14 protein-coding genes and 1 pseudogene are annotated in these 24,702 nt (G+C 66.4%); 10 read left to right on the top strand and 5 right to left on the bottom strand.

Features of this window, described 5'->3' with window-relative positions; all coding sequences use genetic code 11:
* Window positions 1–39: 39 nt before the first annotated feature.
* The 3 genes from ABXH26_RS11430 to ABXH26_RS11420 form a co-directional block, all read right to left on the bottom strand.
* Window positions 40–180, bottom strand: coding sequence for a hypothetical protein (locus ABXH26_RS11430; protein WP_353567203.1), 141 nt, complete (start codon window positions 178–180; stop codon window positions 40–42).
* Complete coding sequence (locus ABXH26_RS11425; protein WP_353567202.1) at window positions 177–1,097, bottom strand: DUF6607 family protein; 921 nt, start codon at window positions 1,095–1,097, stop codon at window positions 177–179. Before ABXH26_RS11425 ends, ABXH26_RS11430 begins: the two co-directional genes overlap by 4 nt.
* A gap of 75 nt (window positions 1,098–1,172) precedes the next feature.
* On the bottom strand, window positions 1,173–1,802 hold the full coding sequence (locus ABXH26_RS11420; protein WP_353567201.1) for a PEP-CTERM sorting domain-containing protein: 630 nt from the start codon (window positions 1,800–1,802) through the stop codon (window positions 1,173–1,175).
* A gap of 741 nt (window positions 1,803–2,543) precedes the next feature.
* Here ABXH26_RS11420 and ABXH26_RS11415 point away from each other — a divergent pair.
* A complete protein-coding gene (locus tag ABXH26_RS11415) occupies window positions 2,544–6,725 on the top strand; it encodes an alpha-amylase family protein (RefSeq protein WP_353567200.1) in 4,182 nt (1,393 codons plus the stop codon).
* 105 nt (window positions 6,726–6,830) lie between these two features.
* Here ABXH26_RS11415 and ABXH26_RS11410 read toward each other — a convergent pair whose 3' ends face one another.
* Window positions 6,831–7,106, bottom strand: a complete 276-nt coding sequence (locus ABXH26_RS11410) for an HPr family phosphocarrier protein (RefSeq protein WP_353567199.1) — start codon at window positions 7,104–7,106, stop codon at window positions 6,831–6,833.
* A 175-nt stretch (window positions 7,107–7,281) separates the two neighbouring features.
* Here ABXH26_RS11410 and ABXH26_RS11405 point away from each other — a divergent pair, with 175 nt between their 5' ends.
* The 7 genes and pseudogenes from ABXH26_RS11405 (at window position 7,282) to ABXH26_RS11375 (ending at window position 19,976) form a co-directional block, all read left to right on the top strand.
* Window positions 7,282–7,809 (top strand): sigma-70 family RNA polymerase sigma factor, encoded by a 528-nt coding sequence (locus ABXH26_RS11405; protein ID WP_353567198.1) that lies wholly within the window; start codon window positions 7,282–7,284, stop codon window positions 7,807–7,809.
* Window positions 7,806–9,236, top strand: coding sequence for an anti-sigma factor family protein (locus ABXH26_RS11400; protein WP_353567197.1), 1,431 nt, complete (start codon window positions 7,806–7,808; stop codon window positions 9,234–9,236). Before ABXH26_RS11405 ends, ABXH26_RS11400 begins: the two co-directional genes overlap by 4 nt.
* A 157-nt stretch (window positions 9,237–9,393) precedes the next feature.
* Window positions 9,394–12,777 carry a hypothetical protein gene (locus ABXH26_RS11395; RefSeq protein WP_353567196.1) on the top strand — a complete coding sequence of 1,128 codons (3,384 nt, stop codon included), beginning with the start codon at window positions 9,394–9,396 and terminating at the stop codon, window positions 12,775–12,777.
* Window positions 12,778–12,813: 36 nt separating this feature from the next.
* Window positions 12,814–13,554: a pullulanase X25 domain-containing protein gene (locus ABXH26_RS11390; RefSeq protein WP_353567195.1), complete on the top strand. Its 741-nt coding sequence runs from the start codon at window positions 12,814–12,816 to the stop codon at window positions 13,552–13,554.
* Window positions 13,555–13,700: 146 nt separating this feature from the next.
* A pseudogene (locus tag ABXH26_RS20595) lies at window positions 13,701–14,528 on the top strand (MFS transporter); the annotation flags it as partial.
* 881 nt (window positions 14,529–15,409) lie between these two features.
* Entirely contained in the window at window positions 15,410–17,254 is a 1,845-nt protein-coding gene (locus tag ABXH26_RS11380; protein WP_353567193.1) for an alpha-amylase family glycosyl hydrolase, read from the top strand.
* Between the two features lie 31 nt (window positions 17,255–17,285).
* Complete coding sequence (locus ABXH26_RS11375) at window positions 17,286–19,976, top strand: 4-alpha-glucanotransferase (RefSeq protein WP_353567192.1); 2,691 nt, start codon at window positions 17,286–17,288, stop codon at window positions 19,974–19,976.
* Between the two features lie 45 nt (window positions 19,977–20,021).
* Here ABXH26_RS11375 and ABXH26_RS11370 read toward each other — a convergent pair whose 3' ends face one another.
* Complete coding sequence (locus tag ABXH26_RS11370) at window positions 20,022–21,089, bottom strand: Gfo/Idh/MocA family protein (RefSeq protein WP_353567191.1); 1,068 nt, start codon at window positions 21,087–21,089, stop codon at window positions 20,022–20,024.
* 127 nt (window positions 21,090–21,216) lie between these two features.
* On the opposite strand from ABXH26_RS11370, the gene ABXH26_RS11365 reads away from it, so the two are divergent.
* A complete protein-coding gene (locus tag ABXH26_RS11365; protein ID WP_353567190.1) occupies window positions 21,217–23,025 on the top strand; it encodes an alpha-amylase family glycosyl hydrolase in 1,809 nt (602 codons plus the stop codon).
* Between the two features lie 51 nt (window positions 23,026–23,076).
* Window positions 23,077–24,699, top strand: coding sequence for a hypothetical protein (locus ABXH26_RS11360; protein ID WP_353567189.1), 1,623 nt, complete (start codon window positions 23,077–23,079; stop codon window positions 24,697–24,699).
* The last annotated feature ends 3 nt before the right edge of the window (window positions 24,700–24,702 follow it).

Here is a 24,702-nt window from a genome sequence, read left to right as displayed (position 1 = left end):
AATCGCGGCGGTGACGGGTGACGGGTGGGTTGACGGTGGTCAGCGGAGACGACGGAGGCTGCCGAGGAGGCCGGGGCCGCCGAGCAGGGCCCTGGACGGCGCCGGAACCACGCCCTGCGAAAGCTGGAGGGCGTCGAGAGAGAAGTGCATGTGTTTTTTCGAGTTGGAGAGGGGAGTCACTTGGCGATGACGAACGGGCTGAGTTCGGCGGCGACGGTTTCAGCGCTCGCGTTTTCCTCCTGAAGGCGGTCGAGCACCTTGCTCAGCGACTTGCCGTCCTTCGAGGTGGTGTAGGAGAAGCTGGCGGGAGCGGCGTCCTGGGCTTCGCTCCAGAACTCTCGCACCCCGTCCCAGAAGTCGCCGTGTTGCTGCCACCAGCTTTTGGCGACCTCGGTGAGCGGACTCTCGGTGCGCGTATAGGTGTTGATGCCGGTCTCGAAGCAGAGGACCTGCGCCGGCGCGTCGCCGCGGTCCACGATCTTGCGATTGTCCTGATAGTGGACCCAGCCGTCGTGGGTGAGGGTATGGCGGTTGGTGACGATCAGGTAGTCGTAGTCGTCGCGCGTGGTGTATTCGCGGCGCGGCAAGGGGCGGCGTGTCGCGTTGCTTTTCCACGAGCTTTCGCCGCGCGAGTGGATCCATTTACCATAACCCTCGTAGCGAGGAGTGTCATCGACCTGCGTCACGAGCTGGGTCCAGGTGCCGGCCGCTTGCTCCGGGGTGAGTTCGACGATCGCCCAATCGTGGATCTGATCCTCGCCGCAGTAGTCGATGAGCCGCGTGTCCTCCCAGGTCCAGATCTGCGCCCAGTGCTTGATCACCATGGGTGCGTCGTCCTTGCCCTTCACCACCAGCAAATGCTGGAGTGCGATGCGGGTCGGGGTGTCCTCGACGATCTCGATGACTTCGGTGGCCTCCTCGTCATAGGCCTTTGGAGCGAGTTGGTAGTCTTCGGCGACCGGCGTGTGTTCTTGAAAATGGAAATGCACGGTGTGGGTGCCGGCCATGGCGAGGATGGCCTCGCGATCGGCTGCGGGCGGAGAGGCGGCGAAAACAGGAAACGTGAGGGTGAGGAAGGCGAGGGAGTGGAGCTTCATGTGGGTGCGGAGCCTGCCGGGCCGGGTGCCCGGCAGGCTAGTGGTCGATTGCGAATGGTGAGCGGTGGCTTGCGCTCAGCGACGGCGACGCAGAATGAAGCCCATTCCGACCAACGAAAGCAGGGCTGTGGAAGGTTCCGGCACGACGACCGGAGCAAACGAATCGCCGACATCAATGCGGGCGGCGGTGACCGAGCTGTGAACGGCGAAGGGGGTCTCGAGGGAGACGGAAGTGATGGTATCCCCGTAGCTGGAAAGGTCCCACTGCCACGCATAGGCGGTGTAGGTCGTCGGACCCATGGTGCCGGAGCGCAGCTCGGAGTCGCCGGCGGCGTAGAGGCTGGCGGCGAGCTGCTCGGTGCCGAGGGAGGTGGTGAGGGTCAGCAGAGGGCCACCGTCGTAAGGAAACGCGCCGTTAGGGGAGAGTTCCACCTGCAGGACCACCGAAGCGATGTCGAAGCCTACGGTTTGCGCGATGGTGGCGGAGTAGTCGCCGGCAAAGCTGTAGAGGCCGGTGCTGGCGGAGAATCCCCCGGCCACGCTCATGCTGCCGCTGCCCGAATCTGGGACGAGGGTGGCGTTGGCACTGGAGAGGTCGGTCCAGACGGTGGTCGTCTGGCTGGAACTTTGGAGGTCGATCGTTTCCAGAAGAATGGCGGCGTGCGAGACGGCGGTGAGGCCTGCAAGGATAAATGCGAGTTTCATAGTAGTTCGTGGCCGGCCGGATATGGGCAGGCGGCGGAACCATGCCTCTCGGGGTGGTGATGTTGCTAACGCTGGATTGCGGGGGTTGGACGGTGGGTTGAGAAAACGGCAGCACCATCAAATTGATGGAAGAGGGGCGAGGCCCCGGCGACCATGGGCCCTTGTCAGGGGCAACACGAAGCCGTCAGCACGTAGCGGACGAGCATGGTGACTTCGGGCGCGAGCTGAGCGCCGCGCAGGCCGGATGGCAACGCCTTCCCAGGAAAACAAAAGAGGCGCGGTGAACCCCCTGTTCACCGCGCCCCTCAGTGCATCGACCTAAGCTCGCAAAGGACCGGATCCCCCCAGATCCGGAGCATTGCTCGATCGCTTGGTCGGCTTCTGAAACATCGGAACGGGCACGCCCTTTCCATGAACAGGTCTAGCGCACTGCGGGGAAAGGAGCCCCACGTGATCGCGGAAGATCATTGGGCGTTTTTTCCCCCCTTCGATTGCGGGTGCGCGTTCCCGTGATGGGAGGGGAAAGGAATTCGGGTCAGGATGCTGACCTGCGGATGGACATGAACTTCCCCCTTTGTCCATCCTCATGGTTCCGCCGACAGGCGACTCCGGCCCGTTCGCTTTCCCCCACGACGAAGGGGCCGGAGTTCCTGCGGGGCAGAGGGCATTGCGTTGCTGAGGCGTCGCCGGGGAAATGCGTGGTAAACCCGACCACGATGCGGGACGTTTGCAGGGAAACCCATGTCGTTCATCCCGAAAGCCCTGCTGCTTCTCCTGCTCGCGGCCGCCCCCTCGGCCGGGGAGGTGATCCTCCAGTATTTCGGCACCCCGTGGCGCGAGATCGAGCGCCGGCTGCCGGAGCTGGCCGAGGCGGGCTATGATTCCCTCTGGCTGCCACCTCCTTTCAAGGGCGGCGCGGGCGGCTATTCGGTGGGCTTCGACACGCTCGATCGCTTCGATCTGGGAAACAAGGAACAGTCCGGGACGCTGCCCACGCTCTATGGCACCAAGGCCGAGCTGGAGAGTCTGGTGCGGGCCGCGCATCGCTTCGGGCTGCGGGTTTACTTCGACAACGTTATGGCGCACACCGCCGGACCGCTCGATCCGGTGCCGCCGGGCACGCTGCTGCCGGGCGTGCCGGGCTTCGTGCCGGAGGACCTGCACGTCGGCTGGAATGGCTCGAACTGGCAGAAGTTCGCCGATTGGCCGGACTGGAACGACGAGTGGCAGGTGCTCAACCGCAACCCCTTCGCCTGGGACATCGCCCAGGAAAGCCCGAACACCTCCTTCGATGTCGACGGACTGCAGGAGAACTCGGATTTCCCGAAATGGAGCGGCGTGCGGCATCCGGGGCGGACCGATTACTATGCCGACCTCGATCTCACGGTGGCCACCAACGGCCAGGGAAATCCCGTGCATCCGTTCGCCGATCGGGAGCCTTTCGAGGACGTCGGGCTCGATGGAGTGGCCGACACCAACGATGCCGGCGAGGGCAATGGCGTCTTCGATTTCACCGACACCGATGGCGACGGCCAGCACGACGCGGGCGAGGTCGGCGAACCCTTCACCGACAGCGGCGTGGATGGCTCCAACCCGAGCCGCCGCACGCTGGCATGGGGCTACGGCGACGGCATCTACAACATGGGCGACCCGATGGCCGAAGATGTGAACAGCATGCTGTTCCGCGCAATCGGTTGGTTCATCCAGGACGTGAAGCCCGACGGCTTCCGACTCGATGCCGTGAAGCACGTGCCGTCCTATTTCTTCGGCCAGCAGACCGGAGCGGAAAAGGATTACTCCAACGCCGGCTACAACGGCACCATCCAGGAGCAGTTCAACATCGCCCGCGGCTTCAGCGACTGGAACAACCATCGCGACAGCGTCTTCAACCAGAATGTGCCGCGCGATGACGCGCTGCTTTTCGGTGAACACCTCGGCTCACCGCCGGCGGTGAACGGTTACCTCGAGGCCGGCATGCGGATCGCCTCCGATGACATGCTCAACGCGGTGAAGGGTAGCATCGGCGCCAACCTGAGCGGCATGGACGCACCGGGATTTGGCGAGGTTTTCGGCAATCCGGCGGTGTCGATGAATTATGTCATGAGTCATGACAACAACTATCTTTATGGGGGTGACCGGCCCGCCGCTTTCTCCTGGTTGCTGCTCCGCGAAGGGATCCCGATCGTTTACACCGATGGCTTCAACGAGGCCGGTGCTCCGGACTATTTCCCCAAGCCGGCGGAGGTGAACTTCCTCGGTCAGTTCGGCGACCGTTCGATCCCCGCCGCTCTGTCGGTCCATCGCGATCTCGCCCGTGGCGGCCAGCGCGGGCGCTGGAGCGACCAGGATTTCCTCGCCTTCGAGCGCTACGATGACAGCGAGCAGGGCCCCGCCGCGGGAAGCTGGAACGATCCGACGCTGCTCGTGATGATGGCCCGAAACTACACCGGCGGAGCGCATGGCCGCGGCGCGATGACCACCACCTTCCCGGCCGGCGCGCGCTTGCGCAACTACTCGCCGCACGGCAGTGGCTTCGATGTGGTCGTGCAGGGCGATGGCACCGTGCGCGATACCGGCGGCAACACCGTGCTGGTGCCCTCCGGCGGCTACTTCGCCTTTGCTTGGCGGCGCCCGGAAATGCCCGCCGTGTGGGGTGGCGATGCGGCCCGCGAGCCGATCGAGATCTATCAGAACGGCGAGCGGGCTCCGACCATGACCGTGATCCGCCGCGACGGCCGTGACGGCGACCCCGATTTCAATCCCTACGGCCTGCCGGGCCAGACCGGCGGCGACTACGCCTATCAGATGGAAATCCCGCGCGTCACCGATGGCTCGCAGCTCCGTTTCCTCGCCCGGGCCGATGGCTCGGCGGAGAACGTGCTGATGAAGCTCGATGGCGGGATCGACCTCAACTCCCAGATGGGCCTCGGTCCCATGGATGGCGCCAGGCGCGACTTCGCCCCCGGGCTTTTCGATGACCGCAAGGACGACCAGGGCGATGGCAACCCGGCGAACGACTTTGTCAAGCAGGCGTCGACGGATACTTATCTCGGCTACGAGCAGATGCGTTTTGTGGCCCGCTATCGCGAAAAGTTCGCCGCTTCGGACATCGCGCGGAACGTCATCGGCTCGCCCGGAGCGGAAACCTGGGTGGCTACCATCGGCACGGCCGGCGTTTCCCGCAACGACGGCGGCGGCCCGAACACCGGCGCCGCGACCGCAAGCTGGATGTATCATGACCCGGGAGCCGACAACCAGCTCGGGACCTCGACGCGGCAATTCACCCCGGCCCCGGAAAATGCCGCGGACACGCCGGTGAGGGTGTGGGTCAAGGCCGGCTACCAAGGAGAGGTCGATCGCGTGTTTCTCTACTACACCACCGATGGCGCGAGCTGGCCCGAAGGCAGCGGTGGGGTCGGAAAAGCCGCAACTCAGGTGATCGAGCTGGCCGACACCGCGGCGGGCGCGCCGGACGGGGAAATGCAGACCCGCTGGTGGTCCGGCACGCTTCCCGCGCTGCCGGCCGGCACCGTGCTCCGCTACAAGATCGGGGGCACGCCGGATGTGGTGGGCTCGGTATTCCCCTTCTCGGAAACGGACTTCCACCTCGCCGAGCGCGGCGAGACCTTGTTCGAGGTGGCGGACTTCGATGCGGAATCCGTGGCCTATCACCCGCACAACGACTACGGCGAAATGGCCACCGGACTCGAGGAGGGCTACCACGTGGTGAGAACCCGGGCGTTTGTGAACCGGAACGACGGTTCGTCGATTTTCCGGACCAACACCCGGACGTTCTACTATGACTCCAGTCGACCGGTCGGGCGGATCATTTATCCCGCCGAAAACGACCAGCTCGGTGGCCACAGCTACGAGGGGGTGGTGACCAGCGACGCCAGCGTGACCGAGGTCTGGTACCGCATCACCGATGGCAGCGCCGCCAACGATGGGCCGGGCAACGGCTCGTGGACGCAGGCGACGCTGGAAGCTCCGAGCGCCTTCCTGCGCGACAGCGGCGCGGCGCACGAGTGGCGGTTCGAATACCAGAACATCCCGGCGTCCGGCGCGGCGACGATCGAGGTGCGGCTGCTGGAGGATTCCTCATCGCGGGACATGAACCTGAGCGATGAAGACGGCTGGTTCACGACCCTGACCCGCACCGTCATCACCGGCGTGGGCCGCACCTGGAACATCGGCGAACCGGCCGATGGCGCGGTGGTCGCGGCGGGCGACAAGATGCGGATCTACTTCACCAAGTCCCTGGCCGACGGCATCAGCAAGGAGGACTTTCTCGACGAAGTGCGGATCCTCGTGGCCAGCACCTCCAGCGGCAGCGCGGTCGGTGCGGTGGTCCAGCCGAAGTCGAGCTACGAGCTCTCCTATGATGCGACCTCCGCCGAGCACGCGGTCGAGTTCACGTTTCCGAACCTGTTCAATGGCGACGAGAACTTCCTTCACTACGTGAGGGCGATCCATCGTCGCGGTGACCAGACGCTGTCGGACGCGGTGTTGGTGAAAATCGCACCCGGCCCGCTGGCGGACAGCGATGGCGACGGCCTGCCGGACGCCTGGGAAAGCCAGAACGGCCTCCAACCGGCAAACCCCTACGGAATCCACGGCGCGGCCGGCGACTATGATGGCGATGGTTTGAGCAACCTCGAGGAATATGTGTTCGGCCTGAGTCCGATCCTGCCCGATGCCGGCCAGGCACCGAAGGTCCGGCTGGAAGCGGGGGAGATCGGGTGGAGCGTGGTTTTCCCTGGCATCCCGGGACGGCTGCACACGCTCAGCTGGTCGGACGACCTCAATGACTGGCATCCGCTCCAATCCAATCTTGAAACGGAAAGCGACGTGGATTTCCAAGTCGAGGATCCCACTACGGATGGCAAAAGATTCTACCGAGCGGACTACGAGATGAAATACTAGATGGGGCGTAGAAAAAGGGCGCCGAGGCGGCCCGCGCATCTTCTTGGGAAATTCACGCCATCAGATGCTCAAGGACTTTTGCCATCGATGGCCCGGATGGCCGCGCTACGACCGACGGGAGGGTGGGGTTTCAGGCGTGAAGACGGCGGTGAGGGCTTCGATGGCGGCGTCCTCATCGCTGCCGGAGGCTTCAAGCTCGACGGTGGTGCCGAACGAAGCGCTGAGCAGCATGATGGCGATGATGCTGCGGGCATCCGCCATCCTTTCCCCCATCTTCAGGGAAATGGACGACTGGAAGGCCCGCGCGGATCTGACCAGCAGAGCGGCGGGACGCAGGTGCAGGCCTTCTTTCCACGGGATGGTGATGCGGGCGCGCTTCATCGGTCCGGGATGAAAGCGATGCCCGCCGGCCGATCCGTTCAAGGTGCGGGCAGGACGACGCGGAAGAAGCGGGTCGCGGGCGAGGGGCTTACTTCGGGAAGTTGGCGCGGATGGGGGTGGCCGGGAGGCAAAGATCAGCGTAAACCCTCGGGATGGACGTGCCATTTCGGGGTAGATGAACGAGGCCGAGCGTGACCAGGAGTTCGTGCGCCTGCTGACCTGCCAGCAGGGGGCGATCCTGGCGTACATCCGCTCGCTGATGCCCGGATTCGCGGGAGCCAACGACATTCTCCAGCAGACGAACATCACGCTCTGGACGAAGCGCGAGGTGTTCGAGCTGGGCACGAACTTCAAGGCCTGGGCCTTCGCGATCGCGCGCAACCACGTGTTGGACCAGCGCAAGAAGCTCAAGCGCGGCAACTGGCTGGTGTTCAGCGAGGACGTTGCGGTGTTGTTCGCGGAGGAGGTCGCGGAGGAGGACTTCGATCACGACCTGGCCTATCGCGCGCTGGAGCTGTGCCTGGCGAAGCTCCAGCCCCACGACCGCGAGCTGGTCCAGAAGCGCTACTGCGAGAGCGTGACGCTGGAGGAGTATGCCCAGGAACTCGACCGTAGCGCCGGCACGCTGAAAGCCCGGCTTTTCAAAATCCGCGCCGGCCTGCGCCGGTGCCTGGACCGACAACTTCAACACGTCGCATCATGAGCCGCCGATCCGACGAGGAAATCATCCAGCAGGTGCTCGATGGCACGCTCGACGAGCGGAGCTTCGGCGAGTTCGAGGCGCGGCTCCGGTCGGAGCCGGCGCTGCGAACGCTCTATCTCAGCTACAGCCGCTCGCACCATCTGTTGGCGGAGAAATTCGCCACCTCCGAGCCGGCGGTGGTGCCGCTCCGGCGCGGGCCTCGTCGCCGATTGCCGGTCGTGGCCCTGGCCGCCTGTGCGGCCGGGCTGGCGGTGGCGGCGGTGTTTTTCCGTGGCGGGGATCCGGCCGCGGCGGTGGTGCTGGGCCCGGAGTCGCACGGTCGGATCATCGGCAGCAGCGCGGCCGGCGAGCTCGCGATCGGCGGGCGGCTCGAGCTCGATCACGGGTCGGCCGCGATCCGGCTGCCATCGGGCCAGCGAGCGTATTTCGAGGGCCCCGGTTGTCTGGAGCGGCTGGAGGCGTCGGCCTTCAAACTCGACGAGGGCCGCATCTGGTTCGGTCCCGGGCACGGGGTGCCGGTTTCCTGTGAAACGAAGGATCTCAAGGTGGTGGCGGAGCGCGGGGAGTTCGGCCTGATCGCGGACGCGGGCGAGCCGCAGGAGCTGCAGGTACTGCGCGGCGAGGTGGAATACAGCGTGCGCGGGGGAAAAGCCGAGCGCGCGGGGGTGGGGCGCTGCCTCGCATGGCAGGCGGACGCGCTGGCCACCGGGGATCGCGCGCTGGCTTTTTCCTCGGACTTTCCGCATGCGGTCACGGTGTTTTCGGATGACTTTGACGATCCCGACTACACCGCGCTGGACCGCAAGGAGCCGGACACGGGAGCGGGCCCGTGGAGCGTGGTGGCCGGCGGGCCGACCATCCTGGGCGGGGTGCTCGATACCAGCGGGAACACCCGGCACATCGCCTTCGCGCCGCTGGTGGACCTGCCGCTCGACGAGCTGTCACACGTGCTGCTGCTGACCTTGGAAACCGAGGTGCCGGGCACCGACGGGCACTCGCAGGGCTGGGCCGGGGTGAGCCTCTACACCGGCGATCAGGAACGGATTTTCCTCGGCGACCCGTGCGGTCCGGAAGACGGCTGGGCGCTCCATCCGGTTGGCTACGAAGCCCGCAACGCCTGCCCCCTGCTTCGCGGTAAATCGACCGTCACGCTGCGCTACGACTACCGCAGCGGCCTGGTGCAGCTCTTCGAGGGGACCGACACCACCGGCCCCGCGCTGGCCTCGGAGTGGATTTCGCCGGGGCTGAGCTTTGACCGCATCCGCATCGCCAACGGCTCGCAGGCCGATGCCGCGGCCGATGCGGGCAAGGATCGCTCCGCGGCCGGCGACGGGCCGGGCGTGAACTCGCGCAGCAACATCGCCCTGCGCCGGGTCACGGTCAGCGTGCTGTGCGCCAGGGACGAGCGGCGCGTTCCCCAGCCCTGACCGGTCGGGGAAATCGAGGCTGCCCGGGCGGCGCGGGAAACCGCGGAAAAAAGTTTGCGGAAACCCTAAACCCTCCGCCGGGCGACGGCATCTGCCTGTCAGGATCCACTCCGTCCATCCCAGGGGGGGATCGGGATCCGGCTTCATTTCCAAACCCATGAAACTCACGCAATGTCTCGCGAATCGGGGCGCGGCAGCGGTGCTTTTGGCCCTCGGACTCGCGACCGGATCGAATGCCTCCCCCGTGGCGGATGACCCGTTCCAAACCGGTGGCCCTCCGGATTACACGGCCGGAATCGGCAACCTGGTCGACCAAAATCCGGCGCGGCCCGGCTTTTCCGGAGCGTGGCTCGCCGGCTACGGCGGGGCGCAGTCGCCCGACGTCAACGCGACCGGTCTGAGCTATTCCGATGGCACGCATGCCATGGCGGTGGGTGGTGGTTCGGTGAGCTATGCGGGAGGGGGCAACGGGCGCAGTGGACGGCTGCTGGCCACGCCGTATGGCGATGCCACGGAGGGCACCGTCTATCTGGCCGTGCTGATGCAGCTCGATTCCACGGCCGCGAGCGACAACTATCGAGGCTTCGAGCTGCATCAGGGAGGCTTCGAAGATGGGGAGAACCGCCAGTTCCAGATCGTCACCGGCGAGCCCGGGGCGGGTGCTTCCGACGCCAACTTCGTGGTCCGCCTTTTCAACAACGCCGCTTTCATGGCCGACCTCGGGGCGCCGGACACCGACGTGAACCTGTTCGTGGTCAAGATCGTCTTCAGCGCCACGACCGATGCCGACCAGGTGATGGTCTGGCGCAATCCGTCCGACATCTCGAGCGAGTCGCTTTCGGGCACGCCGGACGCCAGTTTCTCGGGGTTCGATCTGAAGTTCGACCGGACCAGCTTCGCCCGCTTCAATGCGGCCAACGGCCTGACTTACGACGAGCTCCGCCTGGGCACGACCTGGTCGGACGTCACGACCGTCGCCGATACCAACGACACCGACAACGATGGCCTGCCGGACGACTGGGAGATCAGCCACTCGCTGGACCCGAACGACGACGGCACCCTCGATCCGGACATGGGCGCCGACGGGAATCCCGACCTCGACGGTTCGCCGAATCTCCAGGAGTACCAGCGCGGGACCGACCCGCAGGATCCGGATACCGATGACGACAACATTTTCGACGGCAACGAAACCGGCACCGGCATCTACGTCTCCGCGGCCAACACCGGCACCGACCCGCTGCTGGCCGATACCGATGGCGACTCGCTGCGGGACGATCATGAAACGGCCACCCGCATCTATGTCGATGCCACGGACACCGGCACCGATCCGAACCAGCCGGACAGCGACGGCGACGGCGTGAACGACGGCTCGGAGATCGCGGCGGGAACCGACCCGAACGCGGCCGGGAGCAAGCCCGCGCCGGGTGACACCGGGGTGGTGGGCATCGAGGTCTTCGACTACGTGCCGGGCGATTTCCACGAAAAGACCGGCGGCGAGGGTTTCGACTACGACAACTCGACGCTCAACGATGCCTTCGTCGGCCACCTCGGCACGCCCAGCGCGTGGTTCGACAGCTTCGGCGATCCGCGGATCGTGTGCGGCACGCTGTGGACGCAGAACTCGGGGTCCTACCGGGCTTTCAACGGGCCGGGCTCCGGCGGGGAGGCGATTTCCCGCTTTGGCCAGGTCGAGGGGGCCGCGGCCCGGACCTTCTACTTCAAGGTCGACGTGACTTTCAGTAGCGGAGCGACCTACGGCGGTCTTAGTTTTTACCACGGCGGCACCGAGAACCTGTTCTTCGGCTTGCTGGGCGATGGCAGCGGCAAGCTCGGCGTCGAGGAGACGGGCGGCGGCGGCTCGATCGCCGGCGATCCGGTGACGCCCGGGCAGACCTACACCTTGGTCGGAGTGGTCGCCAGCGACGAGTTCTCGTCGTTCGCGAAGTTCTTCGTCGATCCGGACCTCGGGTCCGCCGAACCGTTCTATGGCGATCTGGAATTCCCGCTGCTCGCCGAGGACAAGCTCTATCCCTCGGCGATCCGGCTCGCCTCCGGAGGCACCAGCCCGGTGGTGTGGGACAATCTGGTGCTGGCCACCACGTGGGAGGGACTCCGCGCGCAGCCGACCGACAGCGATGGCGACCACCTCCGGGATACCTACGAGCGGGCCTACGCCGGTGACCTCACGACGCTCACCAGCCTCACCGCCAACGATGACGGAGACACGCTGACCAACGGCCTCGAGCAGCAGCATGGCACCCATCCGCTGGCCGAAGATACCGACGGCGACACCCTGGCGGACGGAGTGGAACTGGACCAATCCACCAATCCCTGCCTGCTCGACACGGACTCCGACGGGCTGAACGACAACTGGGAAACCAATACCGGCACCTTCGTTTCGCCGACAGACACCGGCACTTCCCCTGTCGATGCGGACAGTGACGATGACGGCTATGAGGATGGCGAAGAGATCGCATTGGGATCGGATCCCAATGACGGGGCCTCGTCTCCGGAAACGCTGGACCACGTGATCTGCAACGGCCTGCGCGAGGAGGCTTACGGCTCCGCGCTGGCGGTGCAAACGGTGCAGACCCAGTTCGGCGACAACTATTCCGAGCTGGATGCGGCCTACGCGACGGTTCAGGACGGCAAGCTGTTCCTGCTGCTGACCGGAAACCTCGAGGGCAACTTCAACAAGCTGGAGATCTTCATCGACTCGTCCTCCGCGGTGACTTCGAACGTGCTGAACGCCGCTGGCAACGACTTCAGCAACGTGATGGATGGGATGATCTTCGATGCCGGATTCACGCCGGACTACCATGTGATCGCGCGCCGCGGCCATGGCTCGACGGACCAGTTCGACCTCGATTTCGCGGCACTCGGGAGCGGCCAGTCGGTGGGCTTCACCAACGTCTTCGGCGGCAGCCAGGAAGGGTCGGCGGTGGTGACCGGCGGCACCGGCACGCTCGCCGTCCAGCCGATCGGAGTGGCCTATCGGAATGACAACACGGCCGGCGTGGCGGGAGGCACCGGCGCGGCGGACGCCACCGCGGCCCAGGCGGTGGTGACGGGCTTCGAGATGAGCATCGACCTCGCCGATCTCGGCCAGCCGGGCGGCGGCGACATCAAGATCCTCGCCTTCGTGACCAGTTCCGACCACACCTTCGCCTCCAACCAGTTCCTCGGCGGCCTGCCGGTCGATCGGGACGGTGCCGGCAGCGGCACCTCGAATCTGGGCACCACTTCGGCCATCGACCTCGGCGCGATCGAAGGCGACCAATGGTTCGCCGTCACGGTTCCCGGAGGCTCCACCGAGCTGGCGATCCGCGAGGTTTCGCTCACGGGCTCCACGTTGACGATGGCTCTCGTCGGCCTGTCCCCGGCTTCCGTTTATCACGTCCAATATTCTCCCGACCTGGCGTCCCCCTTCACCGCGGTTCCCTCATCCACCTTCACCGCCACGTCGGCGACGGACGCGGTGAGTGTCACCACCGCAGGAAACCAAGGATTCTACCGCGTGGCGGAAGGCTCCGAGCCATGATCCGCCCTTCGAAAAACACAACCGACATCGCTGACCATGAATCGAACCATCATCCTCGGGGCCGCCCTGCTGGCCCCCTTGTCCGTCCACGGCGCGCTGGTCGTGGCGGGCTCCCTCCAGACCGAACAGGGCGACCCGCTCGACTGGGATCCGGCCACCAGCTCGCTGATCATGAGCGAGAGCGGCGGTGTCCACACCGTGACGGCCACCGGGCTCACGCCGGGAGCGAGTTATGAGTTCAAGGTGCTCGACGATGGAGGGACGCCGCCGGCGGCCTGGGGGGATCCTGAGATCACCCCGGACAACGTCCTCGCCTGGGGAGGTTCGGGGGGAACGCTCTCCATCACCGTCGATTCCAACCTCACGAACAACGTCGGACGCAGCCAGGTGTGGGTGAATTCCGACATGGCCACCCTGCAGGTGGTCGGCAGCTTCATGGTCCAGGCGGGGGGAGCTTCGGACTGGAACCCCGCCGATCCGTCTTTCCTCACCACCCACGCCGGGGGCGGGCTCTACACCTACACGGCCACCATCAGCGCGCCGGGAGCTTATGACTTCAAGGCGACCGATGGCACGGGCTGGACCCATCAGGTGGGTCCCGATGGATCGAGTGGAAACGCGGCCACGTTCAGCTTTTCCACAACGTCGCCCGACGAGCAGGTGGTGCTGTTCATCGACCTCGCGAACCGCCAGATGGGGGTGATGCCGGTTCCCGAACCCGGCGTGGTCCTCCTTGGCAGCCTGGGCCTGTTGGCCATGCTCCGGCGGCGTGTGTGACCCATGATCTCCCCGCCCCCCATTCCCCGCGTGGAACCCGGCCCGGCCCCTGGCGATCAGGCGGCCGGGCTCTGTTTCCCGGCGCTGGCGTAAACCGGCGGCTCCCGCATGCCATTTCCCTAACAATAACACCCACCGCCCCACCCATGACTGACAAGCCACGGCTCTCCTTCTGGCAGATTTGGAACATGTCGTTCGGCTTCCTCGGCATCCAGTTCGGCTGGGGGCTGCAGATGGCCAACATGTCGTCGATCTACCAGTTCCTCGGGGCCGACGAGAAGGACATCCCGATCCTGTGGCTGGCGGCACCGCTGACCGGACTGTTGATCCAGCCGGTCATCGGCTACTACAGTGATCGTACCTGGACCGGGCTCGGGCGCCGGCGGCCGTATTTCCTGGCGGGCGCGGTGCTGGCGAGCCTGGCCTTGCTGGCGATGCCGAACTCGCCGTCGCTGTGGGTTGCGGCGGGGTTGCTGTGGATCCTGGACGCCTCGGTGAACGTCAGCATGGAGCCGTTCCGGGCGTTCGTGGGCGACATGCTGCCAAAGGAGCAGCGCAAGAGCGGGTTCGCCATGCAGAGCCTGCTGATCGGCCTGGGCGCGGTGCTTTCCTCGGCCTTGCCCTTCATCCTCACCAACGGCTTCGGCGTGGGCCGGGAGGCGACGGTGGACAGCCCGGTGCCGCCGGCGGTGAAGCTTGCCTTCTACATCGGCGCCGGCGTCTTCATTTCCGCGGTGCTGGTGACGGTGGTCACCACCCGCGAGTATCCGCCGGAGGACATGGAGGCATTCGGGCGGATGAAACGCGAGAAGTCCGGGCTGGGGCATGCGTTCGCCGAGATCTTCCAAGGGATCGGCTCCATGCCCACGGCGATGAAGCAGCTCGCGGTGGTGCAGTTTTTCACCTGGCTGGCGCTGTTCAGCATGTGGATCTATTTCGTGCCGGCGGTCGGCAAGGGCGTCTTCGGCGGCAGCCCGCTCGGGGTCCATGACGCGGCAGCGCGTGAGCGGCTGGAAAACGATGACCGATGGCTGGCTCCCGCGGCGGCCCTGGCGAAGTCGTATGAGGCGAAAAAAGCCGAACTCGCGAGCGCGGCGGCCGCCATCGGGCAGGAGAAGCCGTGGGATGGCGCGGTGTTGCAAATGTTCGGCCTGAGCCCGGCGGACCCGGATCCGGGGGAGCGGATCGACGCCGCGATGCTTGCCTCGCTGATCGGTCGCTCCGCTGGCCGCGACGGCGAGGCCAGCGAGCAGGAAAAGAACAGCCCGATGGTGCGGAGCTTCGCCTTGGCGATGGCGGACCATGACGTGACCTCCGCGGCCTCACCGGGCCTGGCGGAAGCGGCCGGCGATCTCCATGAGGCGCTCGCCTCGGCCCGCCGCTATCAGGAAGGCACGGCCTGGGGCGGGGTCTGTTTTTCCGCCTACAACCTGGTGGCGTTCGCGTTTTCCTTCGTCCTGCTGGCGCTGACGCGGGTCCTGCCCGCCAAGCGCATCCACCTGATCTGCCTCGCGGTCGGGGCGCTGGGGCTGGTGTCCGCTTGCCTGGTCGGCCAGCCATCGCTGCTGCTGCTGTCGATGACCGGCGTGGGCGTCGCCTGGGCGTCGATTCTTTCCATGCCCTACGCGATGTTGGCCAACGTGATCCCGGGCCACAAGATGGGCTTCTACATGGGTGTCTTCAATTTCTTCATCGTGCTGCCGCAGATCCTGGCGGCCGTCGCGCTGGGCAGGCTGGTGGACTCGCTGCTGGGTGGCGACGCGATGAAGGCGGTGCTTGCGGGTGGCATCGCGATGGCGGTCGCCTCGGCGGCGACGCTGCTGGTGGGCACCGAATCGGAAACGGGAACCCCGGCATGATGGCCCGGATCATTCCCGGAGTGCTGGTTTTCCTGGCGGTCCTGTCCTCGGTCCGCGGGGCGGAAAGGCCGGTGATCTACCAGCTGATGGTGCGAACCTTCGGCAATACCAACGAGACACGGAAGATCCACGGCACTCTGGAGGAGAACGGGTGCGGGAAGTTCGCGGACCTGACGCCCGCCGCGCTGGACTCGTTGAGGGACCTGGGTTTCACGCACCTGTGGCTCACGGGCGTGCTCGAGCAGGCGAGCGGCACCGCCTATCCCGGCCGCCCGGCGGACGATCCCGACATCCTCAAGGGCATCGCCGGCAGCCCGTATGCGATCCGTGATTACTTCGATGTCTGCCCGGACTACGCGATGATCCCCGCCGAGCGGATGGAGGAGTTCAAGGCGTTGTTGGAGCGCTGCCACCGGCGCGGGCTGAAGGTCATCATCGACTTCGTCCCGAACCACGTGGCCCGCTCCTATGGGTCGGACGTGAGGCCGGAGCGATCGTTCGGCCGGGGCGACGACCGCGCGGCGTTTTTCGAAAAGGACAACAACTTCTTCTATCTCCCGCCTGGCGAGGGGCCGCCGCTGGAGCTGCCCGCTGCGGGAAACCCGGGCTGCGATGGGCGCTTTCCGCCGGAGGCCCGGTTCGGTCGCGTGACCGGAAACAACGTGGTCTCGTGGAAGCCCTCGATCGGCGACTGGTATGAGACGGTGAAACTGAACTACGGCCACGATTTCACCAGCGGCCGCGACACCTCCCACCTGCCGGGAAGCGACGCGCCAGCCGGACGGGTGCCGCGGACCTGGCGGATGATGGACGGGATCCTCGCCTACTGGCAGGGCCTGGGTGTGGACGGATTCCGCTGCGACATGGCGCACATGGTGCCGCTGGAGTTCTGGCAGTGGTCGCTCAAGCGCTGTCGCGCCCGCGATGAGGGCGTGTTTTTCTGTGCCGAAGCCTACGACTCGGATCCGGCGAAGCTGACCGAACGCCAGGTCCTCGACGCGCTGCTCGATGCCGGCTTCGACGCGGTTTACGACGACCCGTCCTACGACGTGCTCGAGGCGCTCTACGAGGCCGGCAAATGGGCGAACGATCTGGACGCGGTCGTTGGCGACGGACGTCGGTTCCATCACTCGCTCCGCTACGCGGAAAATCACGACGAGGTCCGGCTGGCCAACCCCGGAAAGTGGGGCGGGCTCGGGATGAAGGTCGGCAAGCCGGTGACCGCGGTGCTGTTCGCGCTGGGCCGCGGACCGGTGATGCTCTACAGCGGCCAGGAGGTCGGCGAGCCGGCGATCGGCGCGGAGGGTTTCGGCGGCGACGATGCGCGGACGACGATCTTCGACTACTGGTCGATGCCCGAGTTCGCGAAATGGGTCAACGGCGGGCGCTTTGATGGCGGCCGGCTCAGCGCCGACCAGAAGGCGCTGCGGGCGTGGTATGGAGAGCTGGTCCACGTCATCCAAGCCCCGGCTTTCACCGCGGGCGGGTTCCACGGCCTCAATGCGGCCAACCTCGACAACGCGGCCTTCGGACGGCTCGGCGGCGAGACCGCCTCCGGCCACTGGCTGTATGCCTTCCTCCGGCATGATAGGGGAAAAGGGCAGTCGTTTCTCGTGATCGCGAACTTCCACGGCAGCGAGACGCTGCACGGGGTGAAGGTCCGAATCCCCCGCGACGCCCGGGATTTCCTCGGTCGCGCCGATGCGGAACGGTGGTCATTCACCGACCGGCTCGATTCGGGCTGGAGCACGCGGACGACCCTGTCCGAAGTGGACGGTCCCGGCCTCGCGCTGCCCGATCTGGCTCCGTGCTCGGCCCTGCTTCTCGAACTCGGTGACTGAGCGGCCATCCCGTGCTACCACCCCGGCGACCATGAACCTCGTCTTCCGTCTGAACTACCACACCACTCCCGGCCAGTCGCTCTGGCTGAAATACTCGATGTTGGCCGGCGGCGGCGAGGTGCGGATCGACCAGGTCGTGCCGATGCGCTGGCTCAACGACCGGCAGTGGGAAACCGAGGTGGAGTTGAGCGGCGGGGAAGCGGTCAGGATCGAGTATTCCTACCAACTGCGCCAGGACTGGAACGGACTGGCGCTCGACGAGTGGGGCAGCGCAAGGGTGAAGGAGTTGGTGGTTTCCGCGTGGGATGGACAACTGCTGCTCGATACCTGGTCGTCGGCCGGCACGGTCGATCATGCCTTCGAGACCGATGCTTTCGCGGCCTCGCAAAGGAGCCGGGACGCTTTCAGCAAGCCGCTGCTGCCGCGCGGGGCGAACCACACCTTCCAGCTGCACATGGCCGCGGTTCCGGCCGGGATGGTGCCTTGTCTGTTGGGCAGCGTTCGGGAAATCGGGGACTGGCGGCACAGCGCGGCGGTGCCGCTGGTGGAGTTCGCGCCGAACCGGTGGTGCGTCCATCTCTACCTGCCCGCCGATTGGTACATCGAATACAAGTATGGTCTGTTCGACCCCGGATCGGGCCGGTGCGTGAGCCTGGAGCAGGGGGAGAACCGCGTGCTTCCGCCGCACGAGGCCGGCGGGCGGCGGTGGACCACGGTCAGCGACGAGGCCTACCGCCGGAGGCCCGAAGCGCTGCTGCGGGGCGCCGGCGTGGCGGTGCCGGTGTTTTCCCTGCGCTCGCCGAAGGGGCTCGGGGTGGGCGAATTCGCGGATCTCAAGCCATTCGCCGACTGGGCCGCCGGGGCGGGCATGAAGCTGATCCAGATCCTCCCGATCAACGATACGACTTCCGCCCATGACTGGACCGATTCCTACCCCTACTCGGCGATCAGCGTGTTCGCCCTGCATCCGATCTACCTGCGGATCGACGACCTGGGCCACCCGATGCCGCAGGACTTTCAAAAGGAGCTGGAAGCCCTCCGCGCGGAACTCAACGGGCGCGACGCGATCGACCACGAGGCGGTGATGGCGGCGAAATGGAGGCTCACCCGCCGGGTGTTCGACGCCCACCGGGAGACCATCCTCGAGGACGGAGGATTCCGTGATTTCCTCACCACCCAAGGCCACTGGCTGGTGCCCTATGCGGTGTTCTGCGTCCAGCGCGATCGCCACGGCACGGCGGACTTTTCCCGCTGGGGCGAGTGGGCGGGATATGACGGGGCCAGGGTGCGGGCGGTGGTGGATCCGAAGCACCCTGACTGGCCGGAGGCGTCGTATCACATCTGGCTGCAGTATGAACTCGACCGCCAGTTGGTGGATGCGGTGCGGCATCTGGGCGAGTGCGGCGTCGCGCTCAAGGGTGACCTGCCCATCGGGATCGACCGCGAGTCGGTGGACGCGTGGTCGGCGCCGCACCTGTTCAGGATGGACGCGCAGGCCGGAGCCCCGCCGGATGCGTTCGCGGTGAAAGGCCAGAACTGGGGTTTTCCGACTTATCACTGGGAGGTCATGCAGCAGGACGGCTACGCGTGGTGGCGGTCGCGCTTCGCGCATCTCAGCCGGTATTTCGACGCGTTCCGGATCGATCACATTCTCGGGTTCTTCCGCATCTGGCAGGTGCCGCTGGAGCAGGTCGAGGGCATCATGGGCCACTTCGACCCGGCGCAGCCGGTCTCCATGGATGAAATCCACGCCCGGGGGATCGACTTCGATTTCCTGCGCTACTGCCGCCCCTACCTGCGCGAGCATTCGCTGCAGGATCGGTTCGGCGACGCGGTCGCGGAGGTGAAGGCGCGGTATCTCGACGATCGCGGAGAGGGTTGGTATTCGCTCCGCGAGGAGGTCTCGACCCAGCGGAAAATCATCGACCGGCTGACCGGTGATCCCGACCACGGCGGGTTGCTGGAGCCGTTGCTCGACTGCGCCAGCGAGGTGCTGTTTTTCGAGGTTCCCGGGTCGGGGGGGACGCGGTTCCACCCCCGCTGCGGGCTGCATGCGACCCGCTCGTTTCAGGAGCTGGGAAGCGAGGACCGGCGGCGGATCGACGAGCTTTACGTCGATTACTTCTACCGCCGCCAGGAGGATTTCTGGCAGGCGCGCGGGTTCGAGAAGCTGCCGGCGATGCGGCGGGCGAGCCGGATGCTGCTGTGCGGCGAGGACCTCGGGATGGTGCCGGCCTGCGTGCCGGGGGTGCTGGGAGAGCTCGGCATCCTGTCACTGGAGATCCAGCGCATGCCGAAGTCGCCGCAGGTCGAGTTCTTCGATCCACGGCATGCGCCGTACATGAGCGTGGTGAGCCCATCCACCCACGACATGTCCACGCTCCGCGCATGGTGGCAGGAAGACCGGGGGGCCACCGCGAGGTTCGCTCACCATCATCTGGGCGAGGATTTTCCCGCGGAGGAGCTGACCGGGGAGATGGCGGGCCGGATCATCCGCCAGCATCTCGAGTCCCCGGCGATGTGGGCGATTTTCCCGATCCAGGACCTGCTGGCGATGGATGAAACGCTGCGCCATCCGGACCCGGACGCGGAGCGCATCAACGTGCCGGCGATCATGCCCTACTACTGGCGCTACCGCATGCATCTCGGCATCGACCAGCTCGCCGATGCCACGGATTTCACCGAAACCCTGGCCGCGATGGTGCGGGAAACGGGGCGCTGATTTCCCGGCGGCCCCAAATCGCCAAGGGCGGACGCCGCGGGCAGGCTATTTCATCGGCACCTTGCGCGCCTGGTCGAGGATCCACACCACGGTGTGGTTGACCGGCAGCGAGGACAGCGGCTCGATCTCCGCGCCGTCGTGGGCGACCGCCTTCAGGTAGCTCCACTCATCGCCGAAGGGCCGCACCGGCGGGGGGGCGAGCGGCGTGGCCTCGGCCTCGCCGGACTTGCGCAGGCTCAGCGCGTCCCACTTTCCGGCGTGGAGCGAGGCGCCGGAGAGGTAGATGTCCATTTCCTTGAGGTCGTGCGGCCAGTTCCACGAGGCCTCGATCACGGCCGTGGTGTGCGGGTAGGCGAGCAGGATGGTCGCGTCGTCATCGACGTCCGGGTAAATGCCGGTCTTAATCTGGCGGCGGACGGCCTGGACGGACTCGGGCTTTTGGCCGTCCATCAGGCGGGTGGCGATCACCGCACCGTAGCAGCCGAAGTCGATCACCGCGCCGCCGCCGTTTTCCTTGGGATCGGTCAGCCAGCGGAGGAACTCGCTGCTGCAGCCGATCTCCCACGGGCCGCGGTGGCCGTGCCGGAACACCATGCGGATGATGTCCCCATACTCGCCGCTGCGGGCGATCCGCTCCGCTTCGTGAACGGAGGCATACCAGCTGGTCTCGTAGTTGGTGAGGATGGGCGTGCCGTATTGCTCGGAGAGCTCGACGCAGCGGTCGGCGTCCTCGATCGAGAAGGCGAGCGGCTTTTCCAGCAGCACCGGGATCCGGCGCGGCGCGCAGGCCTCGACGACCTTGCGGTGCGAGCGGATCGAGCCCATGCCGCTGACGGCCTCGGGCTTGCAGGCATCGAGCATTTCGCCGAGCTCATCGTGCCGCAGCGAGGCATCGAGCCCGTAGGCGTCGGCCAGCCGGTCGAAAAGCCGGGCGTCCGTTTCCCAGACGCCGACGATCTGGAGGTCCGCGCGATCGCGGGCGGCGGCGAGCAGGCCCGCGACGTGGCCGTGGGACATGCCGGCGATGCCGATGCGGAGCGGCTCGTCCGCGGTGCCGGGCACCACGGAGGCGGCCAGGGCGAGTGCGGCGAGGAGGGTGGGTTTTCCAGCCATGCAGCGCATCAGGCTAGCCCGCGGAAAAGGGGCGGCAATGGAAATCCATGACGCGGCGGGGAGGGAACGATTCCGCCCGAGATCGGCATTTGCCAGCCAGCCGCCCAGCTTGGAGAGTAGCACCCGAATGGATTCCACATCTCGCTCTACCCAGGTCCGCCCGGTGATCTATCAGGCGCTGCCGCGGCTGTTTGGAAACACCAATGAAACGCGCAAGCCGAACGGCACGCTCGCGGAAAACGGCTGCGGCAGGTTTTCCGATTTCAACGACCGTTCGCTGGCCGAGATCCGCAAGTTCGGCGCGACCCACCTGTGGCTCACCGGGGTGCCGGAGCAGGCCAGCGCCACCGCCTATCCCGGCCGCCCGGCCGACCCGCCGGACATCCTCAAGGGCAAGGCCGGCAGCCCGTATGCGATCACCGACTACTTCGATGTCTGCCCGGACTACGCCGAGGATCCGCAGCGCCGCGTCGAGGAATTCCGCGAGCTGCTCGAACGTTGCCACAAGCACGGCCTGCGGGTGGTCATCGACTTCGTGCCCAACCACGTGGCGCGCAGCTACGCCTCCAGCGGCCGCCCGGAGCTGAGCTTCGGCGCGGGCGACGATCCGTCGGTGTTTTTCCACCGCGACAACAATTTCTTCTACGTCCAGCCCGGCATGGCCGAGGGCGGCCCGCCGCTGCGCCTGCCGACCGCGGAAATGCCGGGCTGCAGCGGTCGCTTCGAACCGGAGGACGAACACGTCCGCGTGACCGGCAACAACGCGATCACCTTCCACCCCTCGGTCTATGATTGGTATGAGACGGTGAAACTGAACTACGGCCATGATTTCACCACCGGCCGCGATACCAGCCACCTGCCGGGCCCGGATGCGGAACCCGCGGAGGTGCCGGACACCTGGCGGAAAATGGACGAGGCCTTCGCCTGGTGGCAGGAGCTGGGCGTCGGCGGCTTCCGCGTGGACATGGCGCACATCGTGCCGATGGAATTCTGGCGCTGGATGCTGCGGCGGGCCCGCGAGCGCGATCCCGACCTCTACGTTTTCGGCGAAGCCTACGACAACGACCCGACCAAGCTGACCGACGGCAACGTGCTCGACGCGCTGATCGAGGCCGGCTTCGACGCGGTTTACGACGATCCGGCCTACGACCTGGCGATGGGGCTCTACGACGACTTCGAGGGCTACAAGTGGGCCAACGACCTCGACTCGCTGATTTTCCCCGGCACGCGCTTCCATCACTCGCTGCGCTACGCGGAAAACCACGACGAAGTGCGGCTGGCCTCGCCGAAAGAATGGGGCGGGCTGGGCATGGAGGTCGGCAAGCCGGTGTGCGCCACGCTGCTCGGCATGGGCCGCGGGCCGGTGATGATCTATCACGGCCAGGAGGTGGGCGAGCCGGCGATCGGCGCGGAGGGTTTCTGCGGCGACAACGCGCGGACCTCGATCTTCGACTACGGGGCGATGCCCGAGTTTCAAAAATGGGTGAACGGCGGCAAGTTCGACGGCGGCGGCCTCTCCACCGAGCAAAAGGCGTTGCGAGGGTGGTATGCGAAACTGCTGTCGGTGATCCACGAGCCGGCCTTCACGCGGGGCGATTTCCATGGCCTGAACCACGCCAACAAGGACAACGACCAGTTCGGCCGGATGGAGGGGGAGACCTGCAGCGGGCACTGGCTCTACGCCTACTTCCGCCGCGACCCGGTGGCGCGGCAGGTGTTTCTGGTGGTGGCCAATTTCCACCCCACCGAAACGATGAAGAACCCGCTCGTTCATTTCCCCGCCGAGGCCCTGCAATGGGCCGGTATTCCGGCCGGCCGCACCCGCTGGATCGAGCGCCTGGCACGGGCGTGGGAGGGCACCAGCGAGTCGCATGGCGACCTGCGGCTGCCGGCGCTGAAGCCACTTTCCGCAAGAATGCTGGAATGGGTGGGGTGAGGCGGGATTCGCGCTCGACGCATGAACTTGGAAGCACTGAGCTGACGCAGGATGATGAAGGTTGTCGGAAAACGGGCCTGGCCGGTGGCCGCCCTCATGGTGGGGATTTTCATGGAAACCGCGGCCGCGGTGGACTGGTACCACTCCGGGGCGGACTACGCGCCGATCCCTGCGGATCTGGAAACGCAGCTCTCCGCCTCCAACCGGCTGGCTCTGGGGGCGGATCACGCCGTGGCCCTGACTCCCGGCGGCGTGCCCTTCGCCTGGGGCAACGACGCCCACGGCAAGACCACCCTTCCGGACGCTGCCACCACGGGCATTTCCCGTGCCGCGGTGGGGATGAACCACACCCTTCTGCTCGGGACCGATGGCGTGGTGACGGCCTTCGGCCTGAATGCCTCCCTCCAAACCAGCGTGCCGACCGATCTCGGCAGCGCCAGCGCGGTGGCGGCCGGAGATTTCCACAGCCTGGCCCTCGTGGGCCGAAAGGTGGTGGCGTGGGGCTACTCCCGCTACGGCCAGACGATCGTCCCGGCCGCGGCGCAGACCGGGGTGACGGCGATCGCCGCGGGCTCGAATCATTCGGTGGCCCTCACCGCGGAGGGAAAGGTCATTGCCTGGGGGTGGAACATCTACGGCCAGGCGGCGGTGCCCGCCGCCGCGCTGGAGGACGTGGTCGCGATCGCTGCCGGGGGCGAGCACACCGCCGCCTTGAAGGCGGATGGCTCGGTGCTGGTGTGGGGCCGCAATGACGCCGGCCAGCGTGATGTGCCGGAAGCGGCGCTCAGCGGAGTGTCCGCGATCGCCTCCGGGGAAAAGCACCTGCTGGCACTCAAGGACGACGGTTCGGTGGTTGCCTGGGGCTCGGACAGCGATGGCCAGACCGAGATCCCGGCGGCCATCGACTCACCGGTGCAGCGGATCGAGGCGGGTGGAAACGCCAGCTATTTCCTCACCGGCGCGCTTGATCTGACGGTGGAGGATTCCGAAGGTGCCGGGCTGATCAGCGGCGAAAGCGTGCTGGAAAGCGTGCCGACCAAGGTCGGAAACTCCGGCAGCATCAAGTTCGTGGTCCGCAACGAGGGCTCGCTGCCGATCAACGGGCTGGCGGTCACCGTGAGCACCGGCACTTCCGGGTTTTCATCGCCGGAAGGAGTGCCGACCTCGCTGGTGAGCGGCGGGACCACCACCGTCACCGTGCCCTTTGCTCCGACCACCTCCGGCGACAAGTCGGCCACGGTCACCATTTCCGCCGAGGATGTCCTGAACTCGCCCTTCACCGTCAGCCTCGGCGGCACCGCGCTTTCGTCCGAGGAGGATACGGATGGCGATGGCTTCAACGACTGGCTGGAATACGTTTTGCGCGACCTCGGCTTCGACTACGAAAGCGACCAGACGTCCCAAGCCGCGACGCTGCGCGAGGCGATGGCCGAGGTGGGCATCTATTTCGAGACCGATGTCGGCGGCCTGGACCTGGCCGCACCGGTGCTGGCGCGCGACTCGGAAACGGGCAAGTTTTCCATGCTGCTCGACTTCCAGCAGTCGTCGGACCTCGCCACCTTCGCGGACTTCCCGCTGGAGGCCTCAATGGTCACCCTCGACGAGGACGGCAACCTTCAGATCGACTTCGATTCGGGCGACGACAAGGCGTTTTACCGCATCAAGCTGGACTGAGCC

This window comes from Haloferula sargassicola, assembly GCF_040362925.1.
GTDB classification, from domain to species: domain Bacteria; phylum Verrucomicrobiota; class Verrucomicrobiia; order Verrucomicrobiales; family Akkermansiaceae; genus Haloferula; species Haloferula sargassicola.
The sequence above is the reverse complement of the archived record's forward strand: the minus strand, read 5'-3'. Positions and strand labels throughout refer to the sequence as shown.